Below are 18,948 nucleotides of genomic sequence, written 5' to 3'. Positions count from 1 at the left end.
GGCATTTTTCATGGATTTTAAAACAGATTTCAAACCACTAACAGTAGACCCAGATAAAATTTACGATTATAGCTTTTCAATTATTGCAGAGGAAATGGGCGAGCATGACTTTTCGGAAGACGAGTGGAAGGTTGTGCGCCGTATTATCCATGCATCGGCAGATTTTGAGCTAGGTCGTAGCGTCATCATTACACCAGGCGCGATTGAAGCGGGCATTAAATCCATTCTTGCAGGGCGACATGTTATTGCAGATGTGCAAATGATTGAAAGTGGCTCTGGTAAGAAGCGCTTCCAAAAGCATGGAGGAGATTTACATTGTTATATTGCAGATGAAGATGTGTCGATTGAAGCGAAAAAACAAAATACAACGCGTGCCATTATTTCAATGCAAAAGGCAGCGAAGCTCCATGAAGGTGGTATTTATGCAATCGGTAATGCCCCAACAGCATTGCTTGAATTAATTCGTTTAATAAAAGAAGGTCTAGCAAAGCCTGATTTAATTATTGGCATGCCTGTTGGTTTTGTATCAGCGGCTGAATCAAAGGAAGAGCTACTGAAATTAGAAGGGATTCCATATATTACGAATGTTGGTCGTAAAGGCGGCAGTACAGTGACGGTAGCCGCTTTAAACGCTGTTTCACTTTTAGCGGATGAACAGGCCAAAAAATAATGGAGCGCAAGCCTAAAAAGGACCCTAAGGACATGCGTCACGGTTACACAACAGGGGCCTGTGCAACTGCGGTAACAAAGGCTGCATTGCTTGCCTTAATTACCAAGGAAGAGCAAGAAACAAGCACGATCCATTTACCAATTGGGCGAGATGCAACCTTTACCATTGAAAAATGCATATTTGAACAAAATGCAGTTAGCTGTGAAACGATTAAAGATGCAGGCGATGATCCTGATGCCACACATCAGGCACTCATTGTTAGCACGGTGAGCTGGGCAGATACACCTGGTATTCATTTAGACGGAGGGATTGGTGTCGGACGTGTCACAAAGCCTGGCTTACCAGTGCCTGTTGGCGAGGCTGCTATTAATCCTGTCCCACGCAAGATGATTACGAGCACTGTTCAAGGAGTGCTCGATGAATTTCAAATTCAACAGGGCGTAAATGTGGTTATTTCTGTACCTAAGGGTGAGGAAATTGCTAAAAAAACGTTAAATGGGCGGCTTGGTATACTTGGAGGCATCTCGATTTTAGGCACAAGGGGAACCGTCGTGCCTTTTTCAAGTTCTGCTTATATGGCAAGTATTGTGCAGGCGATTAGTGTAGCAAAAGAGGCTGGCTGTGATCATTTAGTTGTCACAACGGGTGGACGCAGTGAAAAATTTGCGATGCAGCAATATCCAAATTTACCCGAGGAAGCCTTTATTGAAATGGGCGATTTTGTTGGCTTTACCTTAAAGCATTGCAAACGACTAGGCATGAAGCAGGTGTCGCTTGTTGGTATGATGGGCAAGTTTTCGAAAGTTGCGCAAGGGGTAATGATGGTGCATTCCAAAAGTGCACCAATTGATTTTCCTTTTTTAGCACAGCTAGCAGCAGATAGTGGCGCAGATGAAGCAACCATCGCTGAAGTACGTGAGGCAAACACTGCGTCACAGGTAGGAGACATTATGATGAACAAGGGCTATCATGCGTTCTTCCATCATTTATGTGAGGCTTGCTGCTATTCCTCCTTACATCATATAAAGGGTGGTCTAACACTTTCCACATCGATCTATTCGATGCAGGGACAATTACTAGGAAGGGCTGATAATATTGCATCGATCGATGAAGTTAATTGGGATCGGGGATAACGGATTAGCAAGCTTACTCCCACAATACCTCCAATGGATTGAGGAGAGTGAGGTGCTTGTTGGTGGTGAACGAGTTCTCGATTTTTTTCCAGCTTATACAGGTGAAAAGATTGTTATTAAAGGCGGTCTTTCGGCGCTTGTTGAACGCTTAGCAATTGAAACAAAAAAAACAGTCATTTTAGCATCAGGTGATCCATTATTTTATGGGCTTGGTGGCTATTTAGCGAAAAAGCTCAAGGTAGAGGTGTATCCGTATATAAGCTCTGTCCAGCTTGCCTTTGCGAAGATGGGTGAAAGCTGGCAGGATGCTTATGTGACAAGCATTCATGGCCGTTCCATGAAGGGCTTGGCACAGCGCATCGATGGTAAAAAGAAAGTAGCACTGTTAACAGATGCCGATAATAGCCCAAATGCGCTTGCTCGTTATTTAAAGCATTTTGGACTAACAGAGTACCGCGCATTTGTAGCAGAAAATTTACAGGGTGAAAACGAAAAAGTTGGCTGGTATTCGCTTGACGAATTGGAAATGGCTGTGTTTTCTCCGTTAAATGTTGTGATTTTACAGCAAACCTTTGAGCCAAAGCGTTATACACTTGGTATTGCTGATGAAGAGTTTTCCCAGCGTAAGCCAGATAAAGGGCTGATTACGAAAAAAGAAATTCGCGTGTTAAGTTTGCAAGCCATGCAGCTTCAACAGGATAGCATTATTTGGGATATTGGTACATGCACAGGCTCGATGGCAATTGAGGCAGGTAAGCTTGCACCTGAAGGACAAGTATTTGCAGTGGAGAAAAATGCACCTGATTTAGAGAACTGTCTCCAGAATCAACAGAAATTCCGAGTTGATATTACAGCGATTCATAGTAAAGCACCAGAAGGACTAGACAACTTCCCAGATCCTGATGCTATTTTCATCGGGGGCACAGGGGGTGAAATGGTTGAGTTGCTACAATTATGCTGCCAACGTTTGAAGTCTACTGGTCGCATTGTCTTAAATGCTGCAACCATTGAAAATTTATATAAGGCTGTGGAGGCATTTAAAGCCTGTGGTTTTGCTGTTGATATTTTACAGGCACAGCTTGCGCGTAGTAAACCAATTTTAGATATGACACGCTTTGTCCCATTAAATCCAATCTATATTATTTCGGCTTATCGAAAGGAAGAAAATCATGACTAATTTAGGTGTTTTATATGGCTTGGGCGTTGGTCCTGGCGATCCAGAATTAATTACAGTAAAGGCATTCCGCGTGATTCAAGAGTCGCCTGTTATTGCCTATCCAAAAAAACTAAAAGGCAGTAAAAGCTACGCCCATCGTATTGTTGATGTCTATATTAATCCAGCGGAAAAGGATATGCTGGGGCTTGTCTTCCCGATGACAAAGGATGAGGCTGTTCTTGAGCGTGAATGGACAAAATCAGTGGAGCTTGTCTATGAAAAATTACAGCAGGGTAAGGATGTTGCCTTTGTGACAGAGGGTGATCCGCTATTATATAGTACGTTTATCCATATGATGAAGCTGATGCAGGAAAAGCATCCAGAGGTAGAAATTCGCACAGTTCCGGGCATTTCTTCATTCAACGGCTCCGCCTCACGCTTAGGCATTGCATTGGCAGATGGTGATGACCGTGTTGCGATTATTCCTGCACATGATAATTATAAGGCAATGCGTGAAGCGATTGAAAGTCATGATGCCGTGGTCTTTATTAAAGTGGCAAAAGTCATTGATTTAATGCTTGAAGTGCTACGTGATTTAGATTTACTGGATAAAGCATCTGTCGTGACAAAGGTAACATCTGATGAAGAAATCATTTGGGATGTACGTGAGCTAGATGGTGTTGATTTAGAATATTTAACATTAATGGTGGTGCGTAAATAGTGAAGAAAATCTATATTGTTGGTGCGGGTCCTGGTGATCCAGATTTAATTACTGTCAAAGGCTTACATATGCTGCAAACAGCGGATGTTGTCATGTATACAGATTCATTAGTAAGTGAAGACCTCATTGCTAAAGCAAGACCAGATGCGGAGGTGATTCGCACGGCTGGTATGCATTTAGAGGAAATGGTTGCTGTAATGGTAGACCGTGTGAATGCAGGAAAAACAGTTGCACGTATGCATACAGGTGACCCTGCGATGTATGGGGCAATTATGGAGCAGGTAGCACTCTTAAAAAAGGAAGGCATTGGCTATGAGGTTATTCCAGGCGTGAGCTCTGTCTTTGCATCAGCAGCGGCAATTGGCGCGGAGCTAACAATTCCAGATTTAACGCAAACCCTTATTTTAACACGTGCCGAAGGGCGTACACCTGTGCCAGAATTTGAAAAGCTACATGATTTAGCGAGCCATCATTGTACAATCGCCTTATTTCTAAGTGCAACGCTTACCAAAAAAATTGTCAAGGAGCTACAAAGTGCTGGCTGGGCAGATGAGACACCTGTAGCGGTTATTCAACGTGCTTCATGGCCAGATCAAAAAATTGTTCGTACCACATTAATCGAGTTAGATGAGGCAATGCGTGTTAATGGGATTCGTAAGCATGCGATGATTTTAGCAGGCTGGGCATTAGACCCAACCATCCATGATAAGGACCAATATCGCTCGAAGTTGTATGATGCAAGCTTTACACACGGCTTTAGAAAAGGTGTGAAAACAAGTGATTGAATTACAAGAGGGCATCTACCCAGAGGTTGAGCAACGCAATCCATATGCGGTTGTTGCCATTACCAAGCACGGTGTGCAAATTGGTCGTCGCCTACAGCAAACCTTTGCAGCAAGCGATTTATATTATATGAGCAAATTTGAGCAGGGCGATGAAGCAGAAAAGCATATTCAACTATTTACAGGCACAGTGCGTCTGCTATTGCCAACGCTTTTTCAACAATATAAAGGGCTAATTTTAATTATTTCACTAGGCGCAGTAGTACGCATGATCGCGCCTATTTTAAAGGATAAAAAAACCGATCCTGGTGTTGTCGTGATAGATGATCGAGGCGAAAATGTTATTAGTGTTTTGTCAGGGCATCTTGGTGGAGCAAATGAGCTGACACATGAGGTAGCAGCGGCACTTGATGCTAACCCGATTATTACAACAGCTTCTGATGTGCAAAAGACCATTCCTGTTGATTTGTTTGGCGCACGCTTTGGCTGGGTCTGGGATAGTGCCGATAAATTAACGCCTGTTAGTGCCTCTGTTGTCAATGAGGAGCACGTTGCTATTGTGCAGGAAGCGGGTGAGCGTGATTGGTGGATGCGTGATACGCCAATGCCAGAGCAAATTAAAATCTATCCATCGACACAGGCAGCGATAGAGGCGAAACCACATGCCACGTTATTCATTACAGATCGGATTATTGAGCCAGCGGAAGAAGTGCTATTGGAAAATGGTGTGATTTATCGACCTAAATCAATTGTTTTAGGGATGGGCTGTAATCGTGGAACCTCTGTAGAGGAAGTTGAGCAAGTCATTGATGAAACATTGGCGGAGCTTAAGCTTTCGAAAAAAAGTGTGAAAGCCTTATGTACAATTGATCTAAAGAAGGATGAGCAATGCTTTTTAGAGATTACCAAGAAATATGATTGGGAATTTATCACATATACACCTGCTGAATTAAATGAAATCGACTTTCCATCTCCTTCTGAAACGGTCTTTAAATATACAGGTGCATATGGTGTAAGCGAACCCGCGGCTATGCGCTATGCTAGGGTCGATTCGCTACTATTAGAAAAGAAAAAATCAGGCAATGCTACGATTTCTGTTGCTAGATTGCAATTTTAAGGAGGACACCCATGCAAACAAATCGTTTTGTGCTAGCTGGTACAGGCAGTGGTGTAGGGAAAACAACCTTTACAATTGGACTGATGAAGGCGCTACAAAATAAAGGTAAAATTGTTCAAGGCTTTAAATGCGGTCCTGATTATATCGACCCTACCTATCATACGGCTGTAACGGGAAGGATATCACGCAATATTGATAGCTGGATGTTTTCACATGAAGCTGTACGCGATATTGTAGCACGCGCCAGTAAGGATGCGGATGTGACAATTATTGAAGGGGTTATGGGCTTTTATGATGGTAAAAGTCCGTTATCAGATGCTGGCTCTGCTGCAGATATTAGTGTTGTCACAGAGAGCCCTGTGATTTTAATTGTCAATTGTGCAAGTATGGCTAGAAGCGTTGCAGCAGTTGTCAAGGGCTTCCAATTACTATCCGATAAGCCCAATATCGTTGGGGTAATTGCTAATCAGGTCGGCAGCGTTGGGCATTATGAGATCGCAAAGGCAGCTATTGAGCAAGAATGTGGCATTCCTGTTATTGGCTATTTAAAGCGTGAGGAGGGCATTGATATCCCGAGCCGTCATTTAGGCTTAGTGCCAGCGATTGAACGCGGAGAGCTAGATTCATTTTTTGATAAACTAGGTGACCTCATGACAGAAACCATTGATTTGGATCAATTGCTTGCGCTAACAAAGGCTCCTCTATTACAGGAATCAGGGCAGCTATTTGCAGCAAAGCCACCTCAAAATATTGTCATTGCTGTGGCAAGAGATGCTGCCTTTAATTTTTATTACGAGGAAAACTTGGCTTTATTACGTGCAAAGGGTGCAACATTGCAATTTTTCTCACCGCTTGCTAATGAGCCTGTGCCAGCGGAGGCAGATGGCTTATATATTGGGGGTGGCTTCCCAGAGGAATTTGCGGCAACACTTGCCAACAACACAGTGGCGAAAGATTCGATACGTCAAGCGCTTGCCAAGGGACTGCCAACATTAGCGGAATGCGGTGGCTTTATGTATTTAACAGAGGCAATTACCAATAGCGAAGGTGAACGTTACGATATGGTAGGCGTGATCCCTGGTGAGGTAGCGATGCAAACGAAACTAGCAGCACTTGGCTATCGTGAAATTTTCGGTACAATAGGTAATTTTTTAATCGGTGCAGAGGAGCAAGCGAAGGGCCATGAATTCCACTATTCTAAATATAGTGGCGCTCATAACACACCGGCATATGAAACAATTGGGCGCTTTGGCAAAAAGCAAGAAGGCTATCAAGCAAAAAGCTTGGTGGCAGGCTATACACATTTTCATTTTGTATCAAACCCAAAGCTCGTTGACAATTGGTTGACAGCTTGTAAGAAGGTGAAGAAGCATGACTAATTATTTTCCAATTCATATCAATCTTGACTATAAAACAGTTGTTATTGTTGGCGGTGGTCACGTCGCAACACAGAAGGTAGCATCCCTATTGCCAACAAAGGCACATATCGTGATTGTTAGCCCAACACTACATGACACTTTACAGCCGCTTGCTGATTCAGGGCAAATTACATGGCAGCAAAAAGAATTTGAAGCAAGTGATTTAGATGATGCCATCCTTATTATTGCGGCAACAAATGTGACGGCTGTAAATGAAGCTGTTCAAGAGGCAGCCCAGCATTGGCAGCTTGTGAATCGAACAGATGCACAAAGTGAAAGCGATTTTATTACGCCAGCTACTGTGCGACGTGGTCCTTTTGTATTAACGGTTTCGACATCAGGCGCAAGCCCAGGGTTAGCCCGCAAAGTAAAAGCAGAGTTAGCCGAGCAATTTGATGAGGCATATGATGACTATGTATGCTTTTTACAACAGGCACGTTTAATGATTGCCGCAAAGTACGATAAAGGTCCACAAAGACGTGCAGCATTACAAGCATTGCTAGAGCCCAGCATTCTTGAATGGACAAGAAATGGTGAAACGCAAAAGCGCGAAGCCTATTTACAACAATTATTGATAGGAGAACAGCAATGAAGGATGGAATCGTCTATATCGTTGGGGCAGGCCCTGGAGACCCAAAGCTTATTACTGTATATGGCCTAGAATGCATTCAAAAGGCTGATGTCATTGCCTATGATCGACTGGTCAATCCTGCATTGCTGGATTATAAGAAAAAGGATGCGGAACTTGTTTATTGTGGTAAATTACCTGGGAAGCATCATCTGATTCAGGATGAAATTCATGCATTACTCGTAGAGAAGGCACAGCAGGGCAAAGTCGTTACACGTCTGAAAGGTGGCGACCCATTTGTGTTTGGACGCGGTGCTGAAGAAGCAGAGATTTTAAAAAATCATGGTATTGCTTATGAAATTATTCCTGGCATTACAGCAGGTATTGCAGCTCCTGCTTATGCAGGTATTCCTGTGACACATCGAGATTTTGCCACAAGCTTTGCGATTGTTACAGGGCATGGGCGTGAGGAAAAAGGACAAGATTTTTTAAATTGGCCAGCGCTGGCAACAGGTATTGACACGGTGGCTTTTTATATGAGTGTTGGCAATATTGCCTATATCACTCGAAAATTAATCGAACATGGACGCAAGGCAACAACGCCTGTCGCAGTTATTGAGTGGGGAACAACTGCACAACAGCGTACGATCACAGGCAGATTAGATGAAATTGCCAGCATTATTGAACGGGAAGGGTATCATAATCCTTCAATGATTGTTGTGGGTGAGGTCGTCAATGTACGTGAAAAAATCCAATGGTTTGAAGAGCAAGGACTTGCTTTTTCGTAAAGCAGAAGGAGGAGGAAGCATGACAACCGTAATTGAAGCGTTACAAAAACGTCGAGCTATTCGCAATTACACAGCACAGCCCGTCGAAAAAGAAAAAATTGAACAAATCTTACAGGCTGCAACCTATGCACCAAATGACCGTATGCGCGAGCCTTGGCATTTTTATGTGATTCAAGGTGAAGCGATGCAGCGTTATGAGGACATGGCGACTAGCTATTTACAGGAGCGTTTCCCAACAAAGCCTCATCTAGTGGAAAGTTCTTTAAAGGTTGTACAAACAACACCTGTTGCGATTGTTGTGACAGCTGCGATGGTAGAAGGTGATGCTGATGCGACACAGGATAATATTTTTGCTGTCTGTAGTGCAATTATGTCCATGTGGCTAGCAGCAGAGGAGCTAGAGCTTGGCTTTGTTTGGCGTACACGTGGTGTTGGGCTTGTGCATGATCCACGTATGCATGCATTTATCGGTGCTAGCGATACGGAAAAAGTAGTTGGAACAATTTTTATTGGCTATCCAGAGGAGCAGGAGCTTGGCGCTAAGAAGCGCACATCCTTTGAAGAAAAAACAACTTGGCTGTAAGGAGGCTAAACACATGGCTAGAAAAGGCTTGTTTTTAGTTTATACAGGCGAAGGAAAAGGTAAAACAACAGCATCTCTTGGCGTGACATTACGGGCGGTTGGCCGTGGTTTACGTGTACGCTATATGCAATTTATCAAATCACCAGAGCGTACGTATGGCGAGCAAATTGCCCTACGTAAGCTTGGCGTGGACATGGAGCAAATGGGCATTGGCTTTACATGGACAAAGACGCCTGAGGAGCATCGTGCTGCATTAGCAAAGGCATGGAAAAAAACAAAGGCTGCCTTGCAGGATGACAGCATTGATTTATTAGTGCTGGATGAGTTAAACAATGCGCTTGCCATTACAAAGTTTCCTATTGATGATGTCCTTCCACTGGCAGAGGTGATCGACGCCATTAAGCAACGTCCAGCAACCATGCATTTAGTGGTGACAGGTAGAAGTGCGAACCCTGCGCTGCTGGCGATGGCTGATTTAGTGTCAACTATTGATGCCACCAAGCATTATTACGATGAAGGTATTCCAGCAGTAAAAGGGCTTGAATTTTAACGTAAGCCGTCTGCTAAGAGAAAAAATACCTGCGTTACATCAATCACGATGGAGGAAAAAGAATAATGCCAGCTAAATCAATTATGATTCAAGGAACAGCCTCTGATGTTGGAAAAAGTATGATTTGTACAGCATTATGTCGTATCTTTTCAGATGATGGCTTTCAGGTAGTGCCGTTTAAATCGCAAAACATGGCACTTAATTCATTTGTTACACAGGATGGCGGAGAAATTGGTCGTGCACAGGGTGTACAGGCAGAGGCAGCCCGTGTTGTCGCAACAACGGATATGAACCCTATTTTGCTGAAGCCAAAGCAAGATATGATGTCTGAGGTCATTGTGCATGGCAAGCATTTTTTAAATATGGATGCCAAAAGCTATCGCAATAACTTTGTGCAGGAGGCGATGCCGATTGTTGAAAAATCAGTGCGTACACTCCAACATACATATGATGTGATGGTCCTAGAGGGTGCAGGAAGCCCAGCGGAAATTAATTTAAAGGACCGTGATATTGCCAATATGCGAATGGCCCATTTAGCAGATGCTGCAGTCGTACTTGTTGCCGATATTGATCGTGGTGGTGTCTTTGCCTCCATTATTGGCACATTGGCTTTGCTGGATGAGGCGGAGCGAGCACGTGTCAAAGGGCTGATTATTAATAAGTTTCGAGGTATGCGAGAATTATTGGACGATGGTCTCGAATGGGTAGAGCGTGAAACTGGCATCCCCGTACTTGGTGTTATTCCCTATTTAGATGTCCAGATCGAAGCGGAGGATTCGCTTGCTTTATCCTCCCTGCGCTTTAAAAAGCCAAAGCCAGGTGAGTTTGCCGTAGACGTGGCCATGATTCGTTTACCACGTATTTCAAATTTTACAGATATTGATCCATTTTTTGATGAGCCAGAGGTTGGTGTACGATTAATTGGCAATGTGCAGGAGCTTGGCACACCAGATTTACTAATATTGCCAGGAACAAAAAGTACCATGGATGATTTAGCATGGCTAAGGGCACAGGGCTTTGATCAGGCGATTACAAATTTACGTCAGCGTGGTACAAAAATTATTGGTATTTGTGGCGGCTTCCAAATGCTTGGCGAAACATTATTGGACCCAGATGCAGTGGAAGGAAATGGCGAATCCGCTGAAGGTCTTGGATTATTGCCAATAGAAACAATTTTTGTTGGGGATAAAAAGACTGTGCAAATGACAGGTACAAGAGGACAGGATATATTGACAGGCTATGAAATCCATCTAGGGCGTACAAAAATTTTACGTGATGAAGTATCGCCATTTCTTTACCTTGAGGATGGACGCATAGATGGTGCGATAAGTCACGATGAGCAAGTGATTGGCACGTATTTCCATGGATTATTCCATAATCGTACCTTTACCCGCCAGCTTGTCAATGAAATCCGATTAAAAAAGGGATTAGTCGCTTTGCCAAGTGATGTAAAAAGCGATGCACAGCGCAGAGAGGATGCCTATAATATGCTAGCTAGCCATGTGCGTGCCAATCTTGATATGAAAAAAATATATGAAATTTTATCGTTAGAGGTATCTGTATGACAAGAAAAGGACCATTAGCCATTAATTATGAGGCGTTATGGCAGGAGGGCATGAAGGATTGGCATGGCCATATGCCTGCGCGTATGGTCGACGATCAGCTTGAAGAGCAATTTTGGACACAATCCGTAGCTCGTAAAAAAATGGGGCAAACTGATCCTTATGCGGCAAAAATTTTTCAGGAGCTTCAAAAATATATCGAGCCTCAGCATTCCGTAATAGAAATTGGTCCTGGATGGGGGAATTACACACTTCCATTAGCGGAGCGAGTAGACAAGCTGACATGCGTAGATAGCTCCGAAAGCATATTGCAATACTTACAGCAATGTATCTCAAGTCAGTATGTCTCGTACGTGCATGCAAAGTGGGAACAGCTAGCCGAGGATGATATCGAGCCACATGATATTGTTTTAGGCATCAATTGCTTTTATCGGATGTATGAAATTAAAAACGCCTTATACCATATGAATCGTCTGGCAAAAAAGCGTGCGATTATTGGTATGACAACGGGGCCGATTCAACCGCATTATGAGCACTTATATGAAAGGTATGGCTATGCTATTAAATTCCCGCGTAGAGATTATATTGAATTTTTGAATTTACTGTATGAAATGGATATTTATGCAGATTGCCAAATCATTCCGTTAGAGCGTGTCTATGAATATAATAGCTATGAGCAACTTGTGACAACGCAAAGCAAAAAAATCCTAAGTACAGACTTCCAGCAAGCACATGTGGAGGAGTCTCTTGTACCTTTTATTGAAGAAAAAAATGGACGTTATTATTATCGTCATGATTTTCATGCGGCACTTGTATCATGGCAACCAAAATAATAGACAAACCTTTGGGGAAAGCTATTTTTCCAAAGGTTTTTCTTATTGGTATAGATAGGGTACAATAAAACGATAGAACAGGAAATGAGGTGGCAGATATGCAGCTACATTTTTTAGGAACAGGCGCAGGGATGCCTTCAAAAGATCGTAATACAAGTGCTTTAATGGTAAAGCTACTTGATGAAATAGGAGAACTATGGCTATTTGACTGTGGAGAGGCGACACAGCACCAAATTTTACATACCTCATTAAAGCCAAGGAAAGTCACTAAAATTTTTATTACCCATTTACATGGTGATCATATTTTTGGCTTACCAGGCTTTTTAAGCTCACGTTCCTTTCAAGGGGGCAATGACCCCTTAACAGTTTTTGGTCCTGCAGGTCTACAGCACTGGGTGGAGCAAACATTGGCATTATCCAATACTCATTTAACATATCCTCTACATTTTGTCGAAGTACAGGAGGGCGTAATGTTGGAGGATGAGCATTTTACAGTTTACGCAAAGGCGCTGCGACATGTGATACCATGCTATGGCTATCGCATTGAGCAAAAGCCTTTACCTGGTGAATTGCTGATTGAAAAGGCACGAGCTCTTGGTGTTCCAAAAGGACCATTGCTGGGACAATTGAAAAAGGGACAGGATATTGTGCTGGACAATGGTGCGCTGATTCAAGCAAAGGATGTCACTGCTCCTCCGAAAAAAGGCTTTACTCTGACGATTTTAGGGGATACGAAATATTGTCAAGAGGCTGTTCAATTAGCAATGAAGGCTGATATTGTTGTGCATGAGGCCACTTTTGATGGCACAACACCAGACCTAGCAGCAAGCTATGGGCATACGACAAATGTGGAGGCAGCAAAAGTTGCACAGCAGGCAGGGGCAAATTATTTATTATTAAATCATTTAAGCGCCCGCTTCCTTTCGCAGGATTTACCGCAATTTTTGGCTGAAGCACAGCATATTTTCCCACAAACATTGCTAGCAGCCGATCAAACCATCTTTACGTGGCACAACCATCAATTATTTTAATATACTTTTTGTGAAAATACCCTATTTGTTGTGAGGACTCTCAATGAATAGGGTATTTTTTAAATAGTGCTAACTATCTACTAAAAAAATAGGCTCTATTTACTTTATCATTGCTCAAATGCATATGCCATTTATCCTAATTCTATTTATTACAGAATTTTTACAATTTAACGACAATTTCATATTCCTCTTTAATTTATTATAGTTTTTTCATAAAAATGAATGAAATATATGGAAGTACTATTGTATGATAAAACGGAAAGGCGGTATATTTTTTAGGGGGATAGGAATAATGAGAAATTCAATGAGATGGAAAATGTTGCTAGAAATTATGATAACTGTTGTGTTAATTATTGGTGCATTTTCTATTTATGTCTACCAGGCTACGTATAAAACTGAAAAAAACAATGGAGAGGCACTCGCTAGTTCCATTGTGATGGGAATGGAAGCAGCTATTCAATCACGAGAAAAAGCAGAAGAGATAATGGAAAAAGAAATGATTGCCGAATCAGTGATGGCTTCTTACATTCTCGATCAAGGGGCAACATATGAAGATTTAAAAGCTATCACTGAACGAGCTGGGATCGATGAAATTTGGAGTACAGATGATAAAGGTGATACAACCGTGACATCTGTCGCACCATCCGTTGATTTTAATTTTGGCGCAGATCCTAATGGGCAGGCGGCAGAATATATGCAGCTCCTGGATGGCGATGTAAAGGAGGTTGTTCAAAAAGCACAAGTTCGTGATATTGACAATGAATTCTTTAAATTTGTAGGGGTAGGTAGCTGGAATCCCGCAACACCTCAAATTGTACAAGTAGCACGGAATGGACAGCAGCTATTAGATTTAGAAGCGAGTATCGGTGGTGAATCCTATATCAATGAGCTTCATCAATACTTATCATCCGCAGTGTTATATGCGGCAATTGTAGACGAAGCAGGTCAAGTTATTTCGGCTACAAGTGATAGAAATTTAGCAGATATAGGCTTTTTACCGGCTCATTTTTCAGCACAACAGGCTACGGAGTTTTCAGGACATTATGATGGAACACGTGTGACACAATATGTAAAGCCCTTATCCAATGGTACATCTTTAGCTATTATTGTTTCCAATAAAATTCTATCACATATCTTAATTGGAACTATTGTAGCGTCATTAATTGTTGTCTGTGTAATTTTCTTTATTACTGGAATATCTGTTTCCAAACAGGTTTCTCGTATCAACAATGTACGGAACTCTTTAGAGGAAATTAGTAAAGGTGAGGCGGATTTAACGAAGCGCATTCCGATCAAGGCGCAGGATGAGATTGGGCGATTAGTTGGTTCCTTTAATGGGATGATGGAAAATTTCCAAATGATTATGCGGGAATTAAAACAAGATGCGAATCAGATTAAAGAAGCCACCTATACCATTCAAGAAAATGCTCATGACACATTTGATTCCGCAGCTATTATTCAGGGGGAATCAAGTCAGGTGGCACAGGCCTCCTTTGCTCAACAGAAAAATACAGAAGATAGTGCCCATTCAATGGAGGAATTAGCACGAGGTATTCAGCATATCTCAGAATCTATTGCCGAAATCTCCACAATTTCTCGTAATACCGAGGAAAATGCTGAGAATGGTTTACAAATTATGCGTACACTTCAGCAGCAATTAGTAACCATTCATGAAAAAACAAATCATGCAGTTATGGGCACACAGGAATTAGAAAAATTATCAGCCATGATTGGGGAATTTACGAGTGTCATTACAGGAATTTCCGATCAAACAAATTTGCTAGCATTAAATGCCTCTATTGAAGCAGCACGAGCTGGAGAAGCGGGGAAAGGCTTTGCAGTGGTGGCAGAGGAAGTTCGTAAATTAGCAGAGGATTCTAAGGGTGCAGCAGATAGAATTACACAGGTCGTAGTAAATGTGCAAAAAGAAACAACCAATATGGTCACAACCATTCAATCCACGGCAGATGTTTTACATGCGGGACGTTCAATTGTACAAGAAGCACAGCACTCCTTTGAGGGCATTCATAATGATGTACAAGTGCTAGCAACACAGGTGGACTTAGTATCCAGCTCAACAGAAGAAATTGCTGCCAGTACGGAGGAAGTAACAGCGACAATGGAGGATGTATCATTACTAGCAAAACAAACATCGCAAAGTGTTGAGGAGGTTGCTCAAAAAGCAAAGCAGCAGGCAGAAAGTATGGAGGGCATGACTAAATTTATCGGCCAATTGAATGCAACAGCAGAAAGCCTCCAACAATCCGCAGGCAAATATAAAGTGTAAAAATAAGCGCAATAAAGGAACCTTCATGACAAGCGATGCTGATAGATTAAAGAAATATAGTGCGATAAATGGTATCGTTCCCGTATAATTGAAAAAGGGGTGTGATTTTAGATGAATCAACAAAAGATACCACCAGCACTATTACGCTTAATCGTTATTTTTCCAAATGTGCTGAGTTACTTTTTATTATTCGGTCTTATTGTCTTTGTGATGACAAACTATGAAACCTTGAAAGCAAACAATAATTTAACCGTTTGGCTTATTTTCATCGTCGTGTTGGCACCGGCTGCTTTCTATACGACCTTTAGTATTGTGAAAAAAATTCGCGCGGGGCATATGTAAGGCGAAATAGAACGGCTTCCTACTTTATTCTAGTAGGGAGCCGTTTTGTTTATGATAAAGGGGCATAAAAAAGAGGTATGGAGAAACACTATTACACATAAGGATCAAACAAAGAGAGGTGTTTGAATGGACATCAACTGTGATTTTGCACCAATGAAGGAAACACTAAAGGAAGAGCTTCTCAACGTCATTCTATCCTTACAACAAAGCGTGAAGGAAATGGATACAGATGCGAACTGTCTTCTTGGTAATTTTGAAAAGATTAAAGAACAATTTATGGCGATTGAGATGAAGGCAGCTACATTTTATTTGAATTGTTATCTTTCCCCCTTTACTGAAAAGTATCCAGAACTATCGTATAGTGTGCAAAATATGTCCACAAGAAAACATGGGGGCTTAATTGTTATTCAACGGGAAGATTCTTTAGAGTGTTTGATTCAGCCAGGTGTTCATATTGGTGCAGAGGTAACTCATTCCTTAGTAGAATCTATTTTCTTCCCTGGTAATCCGCTACATGATGGTGCTGTACTCATAAATCACAATGTTATTGAGTCAGCAGCAAATGTACTACCATTATCAGAGCGTTCTATGGGTGACAAGAAATTAGGTACAAGGCATCGTGCTGCATTAGGATTAAGTGAGGTGAGTGATGCTCTCATTATGATTGTGTCAGAGGAAACAGGTAGAATTTCTTTTGCATTTCGGGGCAATTTATATCCGATTACACCTCATGGTATTATATAGGGGCATCTCCCTATAAATAAATATCTTGAATTCGAGATATTTTTCTTGCCTTCCTATCACTTGCATGGTAAAGTGATAATAGAAAGGGGATAGGGTAATGAAAAATCATACACTAGGAACATTGACGTGGATTCGTATGATGCGCTTTACTGCGCAAAGCAATCAGCTCTCCAACGAATTTTTAAAGCGCTTTGATTTAACGACTGCACAATTCGATGTTCTCATACAAATAAAGACCTATGCACCCATTACACAATCCCAATTAGCTGAGAGGGTAACTGTGACACAGGGGGGCATGTCCCGTATGCTTGCTCGTCTCGAAAAAGAGGGACTTATTGCACGGCAACAAAATTGGAAAACGAAAACCATTTCGCTAACGGCAAAAGGAGAGCACGTACTAGCTACTTCGACACCAAGTCAGCTTCATTTCCAGTCCTCATTTTTTGAAGATGTATTAACAGAAGAGGAAATAAAATCTTTATATACGGCGATGACAAAACTTGAAAAACATAGTCGCGCAAAGAAATTGCCACCAGTGTAAATTTTTTTACACTTTCACTTGCTTAGTCAAGTGAAAATAATGGGAGGATCATCTATTATGAATAAATTAAGTGGACATCATCATATATCGATGCTAACGAAAAATGGACAACAAAATAATAATTTTTATACAAAAATTTTAGGGCTACGCCGTGTGAAAAAAACCGTCAATCAAGATTCGCCATCTATGTATCATTTATTTTATGGCGATTTAACAGGGGCAGCTGGCACAGAGTTGACCTTTTTTGAAATGCCTGTTGCAGGACGAACAGTAAGGGGAACAAATGCCATTACACGTATTGGCTTACTTGTACCAAGCTATGCTAGCCTGTGCTATTGGCAAGAACGCTTTCAACAACACGGGGTTGAACATAGTGCTATCACAACCTATGCAGGAAAAGATGCCTTATTTTTTGAGGATCATGAAGGTTTACGGATGGTGCTATTAAATCATCATGAGCAAGATACGCCTGCACATTGGCAATCATGGGATGGCACTGATATTCCAGCAGCACATCGCATTTTAGGTATGGGGACAGTGGAAATAACGGTTCGCTATTTACAGCGCACAGTGCATGTCCTGCAAGACCTATTCCAATATACTGTTGTCACAGAAGGGGAAAAAGAAACAGTTCTGCAATCATTAGAAGGGGAGGTATTTGGAGAGCTTGTTGTCAAAGAATTAGAAGGACCAAGTGAAAAGCCGGGCAAAGGTAGTATTCACCATTTAGCATTGCGTGTAGAGAGCGTGGAAAAGCTACAAGCGTGGGCTGCGAAAATTAAAGAGCGAGGCTTTGATAGCTCAGGTGTTGTGGATCGTTATTATTTCCAAAGTCTTTACTTTAGAGACCGTAACGGCATTTTATTTGAACTGGCAACAGATGGACCAGGATTTACCGTAGATTCTGCTGTGGAAGACCTTGGCAAAGAGTTAGACCTCCCACCATTTTTAGAAGAAAAACGTGCAGACATTGAAGCCATTTTAGAACCACTCGATTAAGGAGAGAGCATACACATGGAAAAATATCGTATCAACCAATCACAGGGTCTTGAATTTGGGCTATATTCTTTGGGAGATCATATTCCTAACCCACTAACGGGCAAACGCATTTCTGCCCAGCAACGTTTACAAGAGCTAGTAGAGGCGAGCCAATTAGCAGAGCAGGCAGGAATTGATGTATTCGCCATTGGTGAAAGTCATCAAACGTACTTTACAACACAGGCACATACCGTTGTGTTAGGGGCGATTGCACAAGCCACATCAAGCATTAAATTAGCAAGCTCTGCTACGGTGCTAAGTGTGTCAGACCCTGTGCGTGTTTATGAGGATTTTGCTACGATTGATTTATTATCAGATGGACGTGCAGAAATTGTGGCAGGACGTGGTTCGCGCATAGGTGCCTATCAATTACTTGGTGTTGATGTACAAAACTATGAGGAAATTTTTGAGGAGAAATTAGCGCTACTTATGAAAATTAATGAGGAGGAATCTGTGACATGGGAGGGCCAATTCCGTGCACCACTGCACCATGCTCAAATTTTACCGCAGCCTAAAAATGGCTCCTTACCGATTTGGCGAGCGGTTGGTGGACCACCTGCCAGTGCCATCAAAGCAGGCTATATGGGGATTCCGATGATGCTAACAACATTAGGTGGACCTGCTAGTCATTTCAAGCCATCCGTTGATGCATACCGAGAGGCGGCAGAGCGCAGTGGCTTTGAGCCGAATGAGCTACCAATTGCAACGACAAGCTTATTTTATGTGGCAGACACAACGAAAGAGGCGCTTGAAGGAATGTACCCACATTTAAACGGTGGCTTCCAAGCGATTCGTGGCAGCGGCTATCCACAGCAACAATTTGCTGAAGCGCCAGATGTGCATGATGCCTTAATGGTCGGCAGCAAGGAACAAATTATTGAAAAATTATTGTATCAATACGAGCTATTCGGTATGCAGCGTTTTATGGCGCAAATTGATTTTGGTGGCGTACCCTTCCAGAAAATCATGAAAAATATTGAAATCATCGGCAACGATATAATCCCTGCTATGAAAAAATATACAGCGCAATAAAGAAGGTTATCTTTCTTGCAATCTATGTCGCCTTCACAGCATAATCAATAGT

20 protein-coding genes are annotated in these 18,948 nt (G+C 42.0%); all 20 read left to right on the top strand.

What is annotated here, in order from left to right; translation table 11 throughout:
- The first annotated feature begins 10 nt into the window (after nt 1-10).
- The 20 genes from MHB44_RS13225 (at nt 11) to MHB44_RS13130 (ending at nt 18,896) form a co-directional block, all read left to right on the top strand.
- Complete coding sequence (locus MHB44_RS13225; protein WP_053994528.1) at nt 11-670, top strand: precorrin-8X methylmutase; 660 nt, start codon at nt 11-13, stop codon at nt 668-670.
- Nucleotides 670-1,803, top strand: coding sequence for a cobalt-precorrin-5B (C(1))-methyltransferase (locus MHB44_RS13220; protein WP_341299540.1), 1,134 nt, complete (start codon nt 670-672; stop codon nt 1,801-1,803). Before MHB44_RS13225 ends, MHB44_RS13220 begins: the two co-directional genes overlap by 1 nt.
- The gene (gene cbiE / locus MHB44_RS13215; protein WP_341302973.1) at nt 1,778-2,980 is read left to right on the top strand and encodes a precorrin-6y C5,15-methyltransferase (decarboxylating) subunit CbiE; all 1,203 of its coding nucleotides are present in this window, start codon (nt 1,778-1,780) and stop codon (nt 2,978-2,980) included. The genes MHB44_RS13220 and cbiE overlap by 26 nt, the downstream gene beginning before the upstream one ends.
- Complete coding sequence (cobI, locus tag MHB44_RS13210) at nt 2,973-3,680, top strand: precorrin-2 C(20)-methyltransferase (RefSeq protein WP_341299539.1); 708 nt, start codon at nt 2,973-2,975, stop codon at nt 3,678-3,680. The genes cbiE and cobI overlap by 8 nt, the downstream gene beginning before the upstream one ends.
- Nucleotides 3,680-4,465, top strand: a complete 786-nt coding sequence (gene cobM, locus MHB44_RS13205) for a precorrin-4 C(11)-methyltransferase (protein ID WP_341299538.1) — start codon at nt 3,680-3,682, stop codon at nt 4,463-4,465. The genes cobI and cobM overlap by 1 nt, the downstream gene beginning before the upstream one ends.
- A complete protein-coding gene (locus tag MHB44_RS13200) occupies nt 4,458-5,579 on the top strand; it encodes a cobalamin biosynthesis protein (RefSeq protein ID WP_341299537.1) in 1,122 nt (373 codons plus the stop codon). The genes cobM and MHB44_RS13200 overlap by 8 nt, the downstream gene beginning before the upstream one ends.
- Before the next feature lie 11 nt (nt 5,580-5,590).
- Nucleotides 5,591-6,958: a cobyrinate a,c-diamide synthase gene (locus MHB44_RS13195; RefSeq protein ID WP_341299536.1), complete on the top strand. Its 1,368-nt coding sequence runs from the start codon at nt 5,591-5,593 to the stop codon at nt 6,956-6,958.
- Nucleotides 6,951-7,589 carry an NAD(P)-dependent oxidoreductase gene (locus tag MHB44_RS13190; protein ID WP_341299535.1) on the top strand — a complete coding sequence of 213 codons (639 nt, stop codon included), beginning with the start codon at nt 6,951-6,953 and terminating at the stop codon, nt 7,587-7,589. The genes MHB44_RS13195 and MHB44_RS13190 overlap by 8 nt, the downstream gene beginning before the upstream one ends.
- Nucleotides 7,586-8,353, top strand: coding sequence for a uroporphyrinogen-III C-methyltransferase (cobA, locus tag MHB44_RS13185; RefSeq protein WP_341299534.1), 768 nt, complete (start codon nt 7,586-7,588; stop codon nt 8,351-8,353). The genes MHB44_RS13190 and cobA overlap by 4 nt, the downstream gene beginning before the upstream one ends.
- 19 nt (nt 8,354-8,372) lie before the next feature.
- Nucleotides 8,373-8,936 carry a nitroreductase gene (locus MHB44_RS13180; RefSeq protein ID WP_341299533.1) on the top strand — a complete coding sequence of 188 codons (564 nt, stop codon included), beginning with the start codon at nt 8,373-8,375 and terminating at the stop codon, nt 8,934-8,936.
- A 13-nt stretch (nt 8,937-8,949) separates the two neighbouring features.
- Nucleotides 8,950-9,486: a cob(I)yrinic acid a,c-diamide adenosyltransferase gene (locus MHB44_RS13175; protein ID WP_341299532.1), complete on the top strand. Its 537-nt coding sequence runs from the start codon at nt 8,950-8,952 to the stop codon at nt 9,484-9,486.
- A 65-nt stretch (nt 9,487-9,551) separates the two neighbouring features.
- Complete coding sequence (locus MHB44_RS13170; RefSeq protein WP_341299531.1) at nt 9,552-11,051, top strand: cobyric acid synthase; 1,500 nt, start codon at nt 9,552-9,554, stop codon at nt 11,049-11,051.
- Nucleotides 11,048-11,881 carry a methyltransferase domain-containing protein gene (locus MHB44_RS13165; protein WP_341299530.1) on the top strand — a complete coding sequence of 278 codons (834 nt, stop codon included), beginning with the start codon at nt 11,048-11,050 and terminating at the stop codon, nt 11,879-11,881. Before MHB44_RS13170 ends, MHB44_RS13165 begins: the two co-directional genes overlap by 4 nt.
- 98 nt (nt 11,882-11,979) lie before the next feature.
- Nucleotides 11,980-12,912 carry a ribonuclease Z gene (gene rnz, locus MHB44_RS13160; RefSeq protein ID WP_341299529.1) on the top strand — a complete coding sequence of 311 codons (933 nt, stop codon included), beginning with the start codon at nt 11,980-11,982 and terminating at the stop codon, nt 12,910-12,912.
- A 292-nt stretch (nt 12,913-13,204) separates the two neighbouring features.
- On the top strand, nt 13,205-15,199 hold the full coding sequence (locus tag MHB44_RS13155) for a methyl-accepting chemotaxis protein (protein WP_341299528.1): 1,995 nt from the start codon (nt 13,205-13,207) through the stop codon (nt 15,197-15,199).
- A gap of 111 nt (nt 15,200-15,310) precedes the next feature.
- The gene (locus MHB44_RS13150) at nt 15,311-15,541 is read left to right on the top strand and encodes an acyl-phosphate glycerol 3-phosphate acyltransferase (RefSeq protein ID WP_341299527.1); all 231 of its coding nucleotides are present in this window, start codon (nt 15,311-15,313) and stop codon (nt 15,539-15,541) included.
- A gap of 126 nt (nt 15,542-15,667) precedes the next feature.
- Nucleotides 15,668-16,285 carry a sporulation-specific diadenylate cyclase CdaS gene (cdaS, locus tag MHB44_RS13145; protein ID WP_341299526.1) on the top strand — a complete coding sequence of 206 codons (618 nt, stop codon included), beginning with the start codon at nt 15,668-15,670 and terminating at the stop codon, nt 16,283-16,285.
- A 97-nt stretch (nt 16,286-16,382) separates the two neighbouring features.
- Nucleotides 16,383-16,826, top strand: coding sequence for a MarR family transcriptional regulator (locus tag MHB44_RS13140; protein ID WP_341299525.1), 444 nt, complete (start codon nt 16,383-16,385; stop codon nt 16,824-16,826).
- A 57-nt stretch (nt 16,827-16,883) separates the two neighbouring features.
- A complete protein-coding gene (locus tag MHB44_RS13135) occupies nt 16,884-17,825 on the top strand; it encodes a ring-cleaving dioxygenase (protein WP_341299524.1) in 942 nt (313 codons plus the stop codon).
- 15 nt (nt 17,826-17,840) lie between these two features.
- Entirely contained in the window at nt 17,841-18,896 is a 1,056-nt protein-coding gene (locus tag MHB44_RS13130) for an LLM class flavin-dependent oxidoreductase (RefSeq protein ID WP_341299523.1), read from the top strand.
- Nucleotides 18,897-18,948 lie beyond the last annotated feature (52 nt).

Source organism: Lysinibacillus sp. FSL H8-0500 (genome assembly GCF_038051955.1).
In the GTDB taxonomy this organism is placed as follows: domain Bacteria; phylum Bacillota; class Bacilli; order Bacillales_A; family Planococcaceae; genus Lysinibacillus; species Lysinibacillus macroides.
This window is presented reverse-complemented; position numbering and strand designations above follow the sequence as displayed.

Bases quoted from the DNA above. Each gene is read 5' to 3' on its own strand.
- MHB44_RS13225 (WP_053994528.1), top strand. From the start codon at position 11: ATGGATTTTAAAACAGATTTCAAACCACTAACAGTAGACCCAGATAAA.
- MHB44_RS13220 (WP_341299540.1), top strand. From the start codon at position 670: ATGGAGCGCAAGCCTAAAAAGGACCCTAAGGACATGCGTCACGGTTAC.
- cbiE (WP_341302973.1), top strand. From the start codon at position 1,778: ATGAAGTTAATTGGGATCGGGGATAACGGATTAGCAAGCTTACTCCCA.
- cobI (WP_341299539.1), top strand. From the start codon at position 2,973: ATGACTAATTTAGGTGTTTTATATGGCTTGGGCGTTGGTCCTGGCGAT.
- MHB44_RS13195 (WP_341299536.1), top strand. From the start codon at position 5,591: ATGCAAACAAATCGTTTTGTGCTAGCTGGTACAGGCAGTGGTGTAGGG.
- MHB44_RS13190 (WP_341299535.1), top strand. From the start codon at position 6,951: ATGACTAATTATTTTCCAATTCATATCAATCTTGACTATAAAACAGTT.
- cobA (WP_341299534.1), top strand. From the start codon at position 7,586: ATGAAGGATGGAATCGTCTATATCGTTGGGGCAGGCCCTGGAGACCCA.
- MHB44_RS13180 (WP_341299533.1), top strand. From the start codon at position 8,373: ATGACAACCGTAATTGAAGCGTTACAAAAACGTCGAGCTATTCGCAAT.
- MHB44_RS13175 (WP_341299532.1), top strand. From the start codon at position 8,950: ATGGCTAGAAAAGGCTTGTTTTTAGTTTATACAGGCGAAGGAAAAGGT.
- MHB44_RS13170 (WP_341299531.1), top strand. From the start codon at position 9,552: ATGCCAGCTAAATCAATTATGATTCAAGGAACAGCCTCTGATGTTGGA.
- MHB44_RS13165 (WP_341299530.1), top strand. From the start codon at position 11,048: ATGACAAGAAAAGGACCATTAGCCATTAATTATGAGGCGTTATGGCAG.
- rnz (WP_341299529.1), top strand. From the start codon at position 11,980: ATGCAGCTACATTTTTTAGGAACAGGCGCAGGGATGCCTTCAAAAGAT.
- MHB44_RS13155 (WP_341299528.1), top strand. From the start codon at position 13,205: ATGAGAAATTCAATGAGATGGAAAATGTTGCTAGAAATTATGATAACT.
- MHB44_RS13150 (WP_341299527.1), top strand. From the start codon at position 15,311: ATGAATCAACAAAAGATACCACCAGCACTATTACGCTTAATCGTTATT.
- cdaS (WP_341299526.1), top strand. From the start codon at position 15,668: ATGGACATCAACTGTGATTTTGCACCAATGAAGGAAACACTAAAGGAA.
- MHB44_RS13140 (WP_341299525.1), top strand. From the start codon at position 16,383: ATGAAAAATCATACACTAGGAACATTGACGTGGATTCGTATGATGCGC.
- MHB44_RS13135 (WP_341299524.1), top strand. From the start codon at position 16,884: ATGAATAAATTAAGTGGACATCATCATATATCGATGCTAACGAAAAAT.
- MHB44_RS13130 (WP_341299523.1), top strand. From the start codon at position 17,841: ATGGAAAAATATCGTATCAACCAATCACAGGGTCTTGAATTTGGGCTA.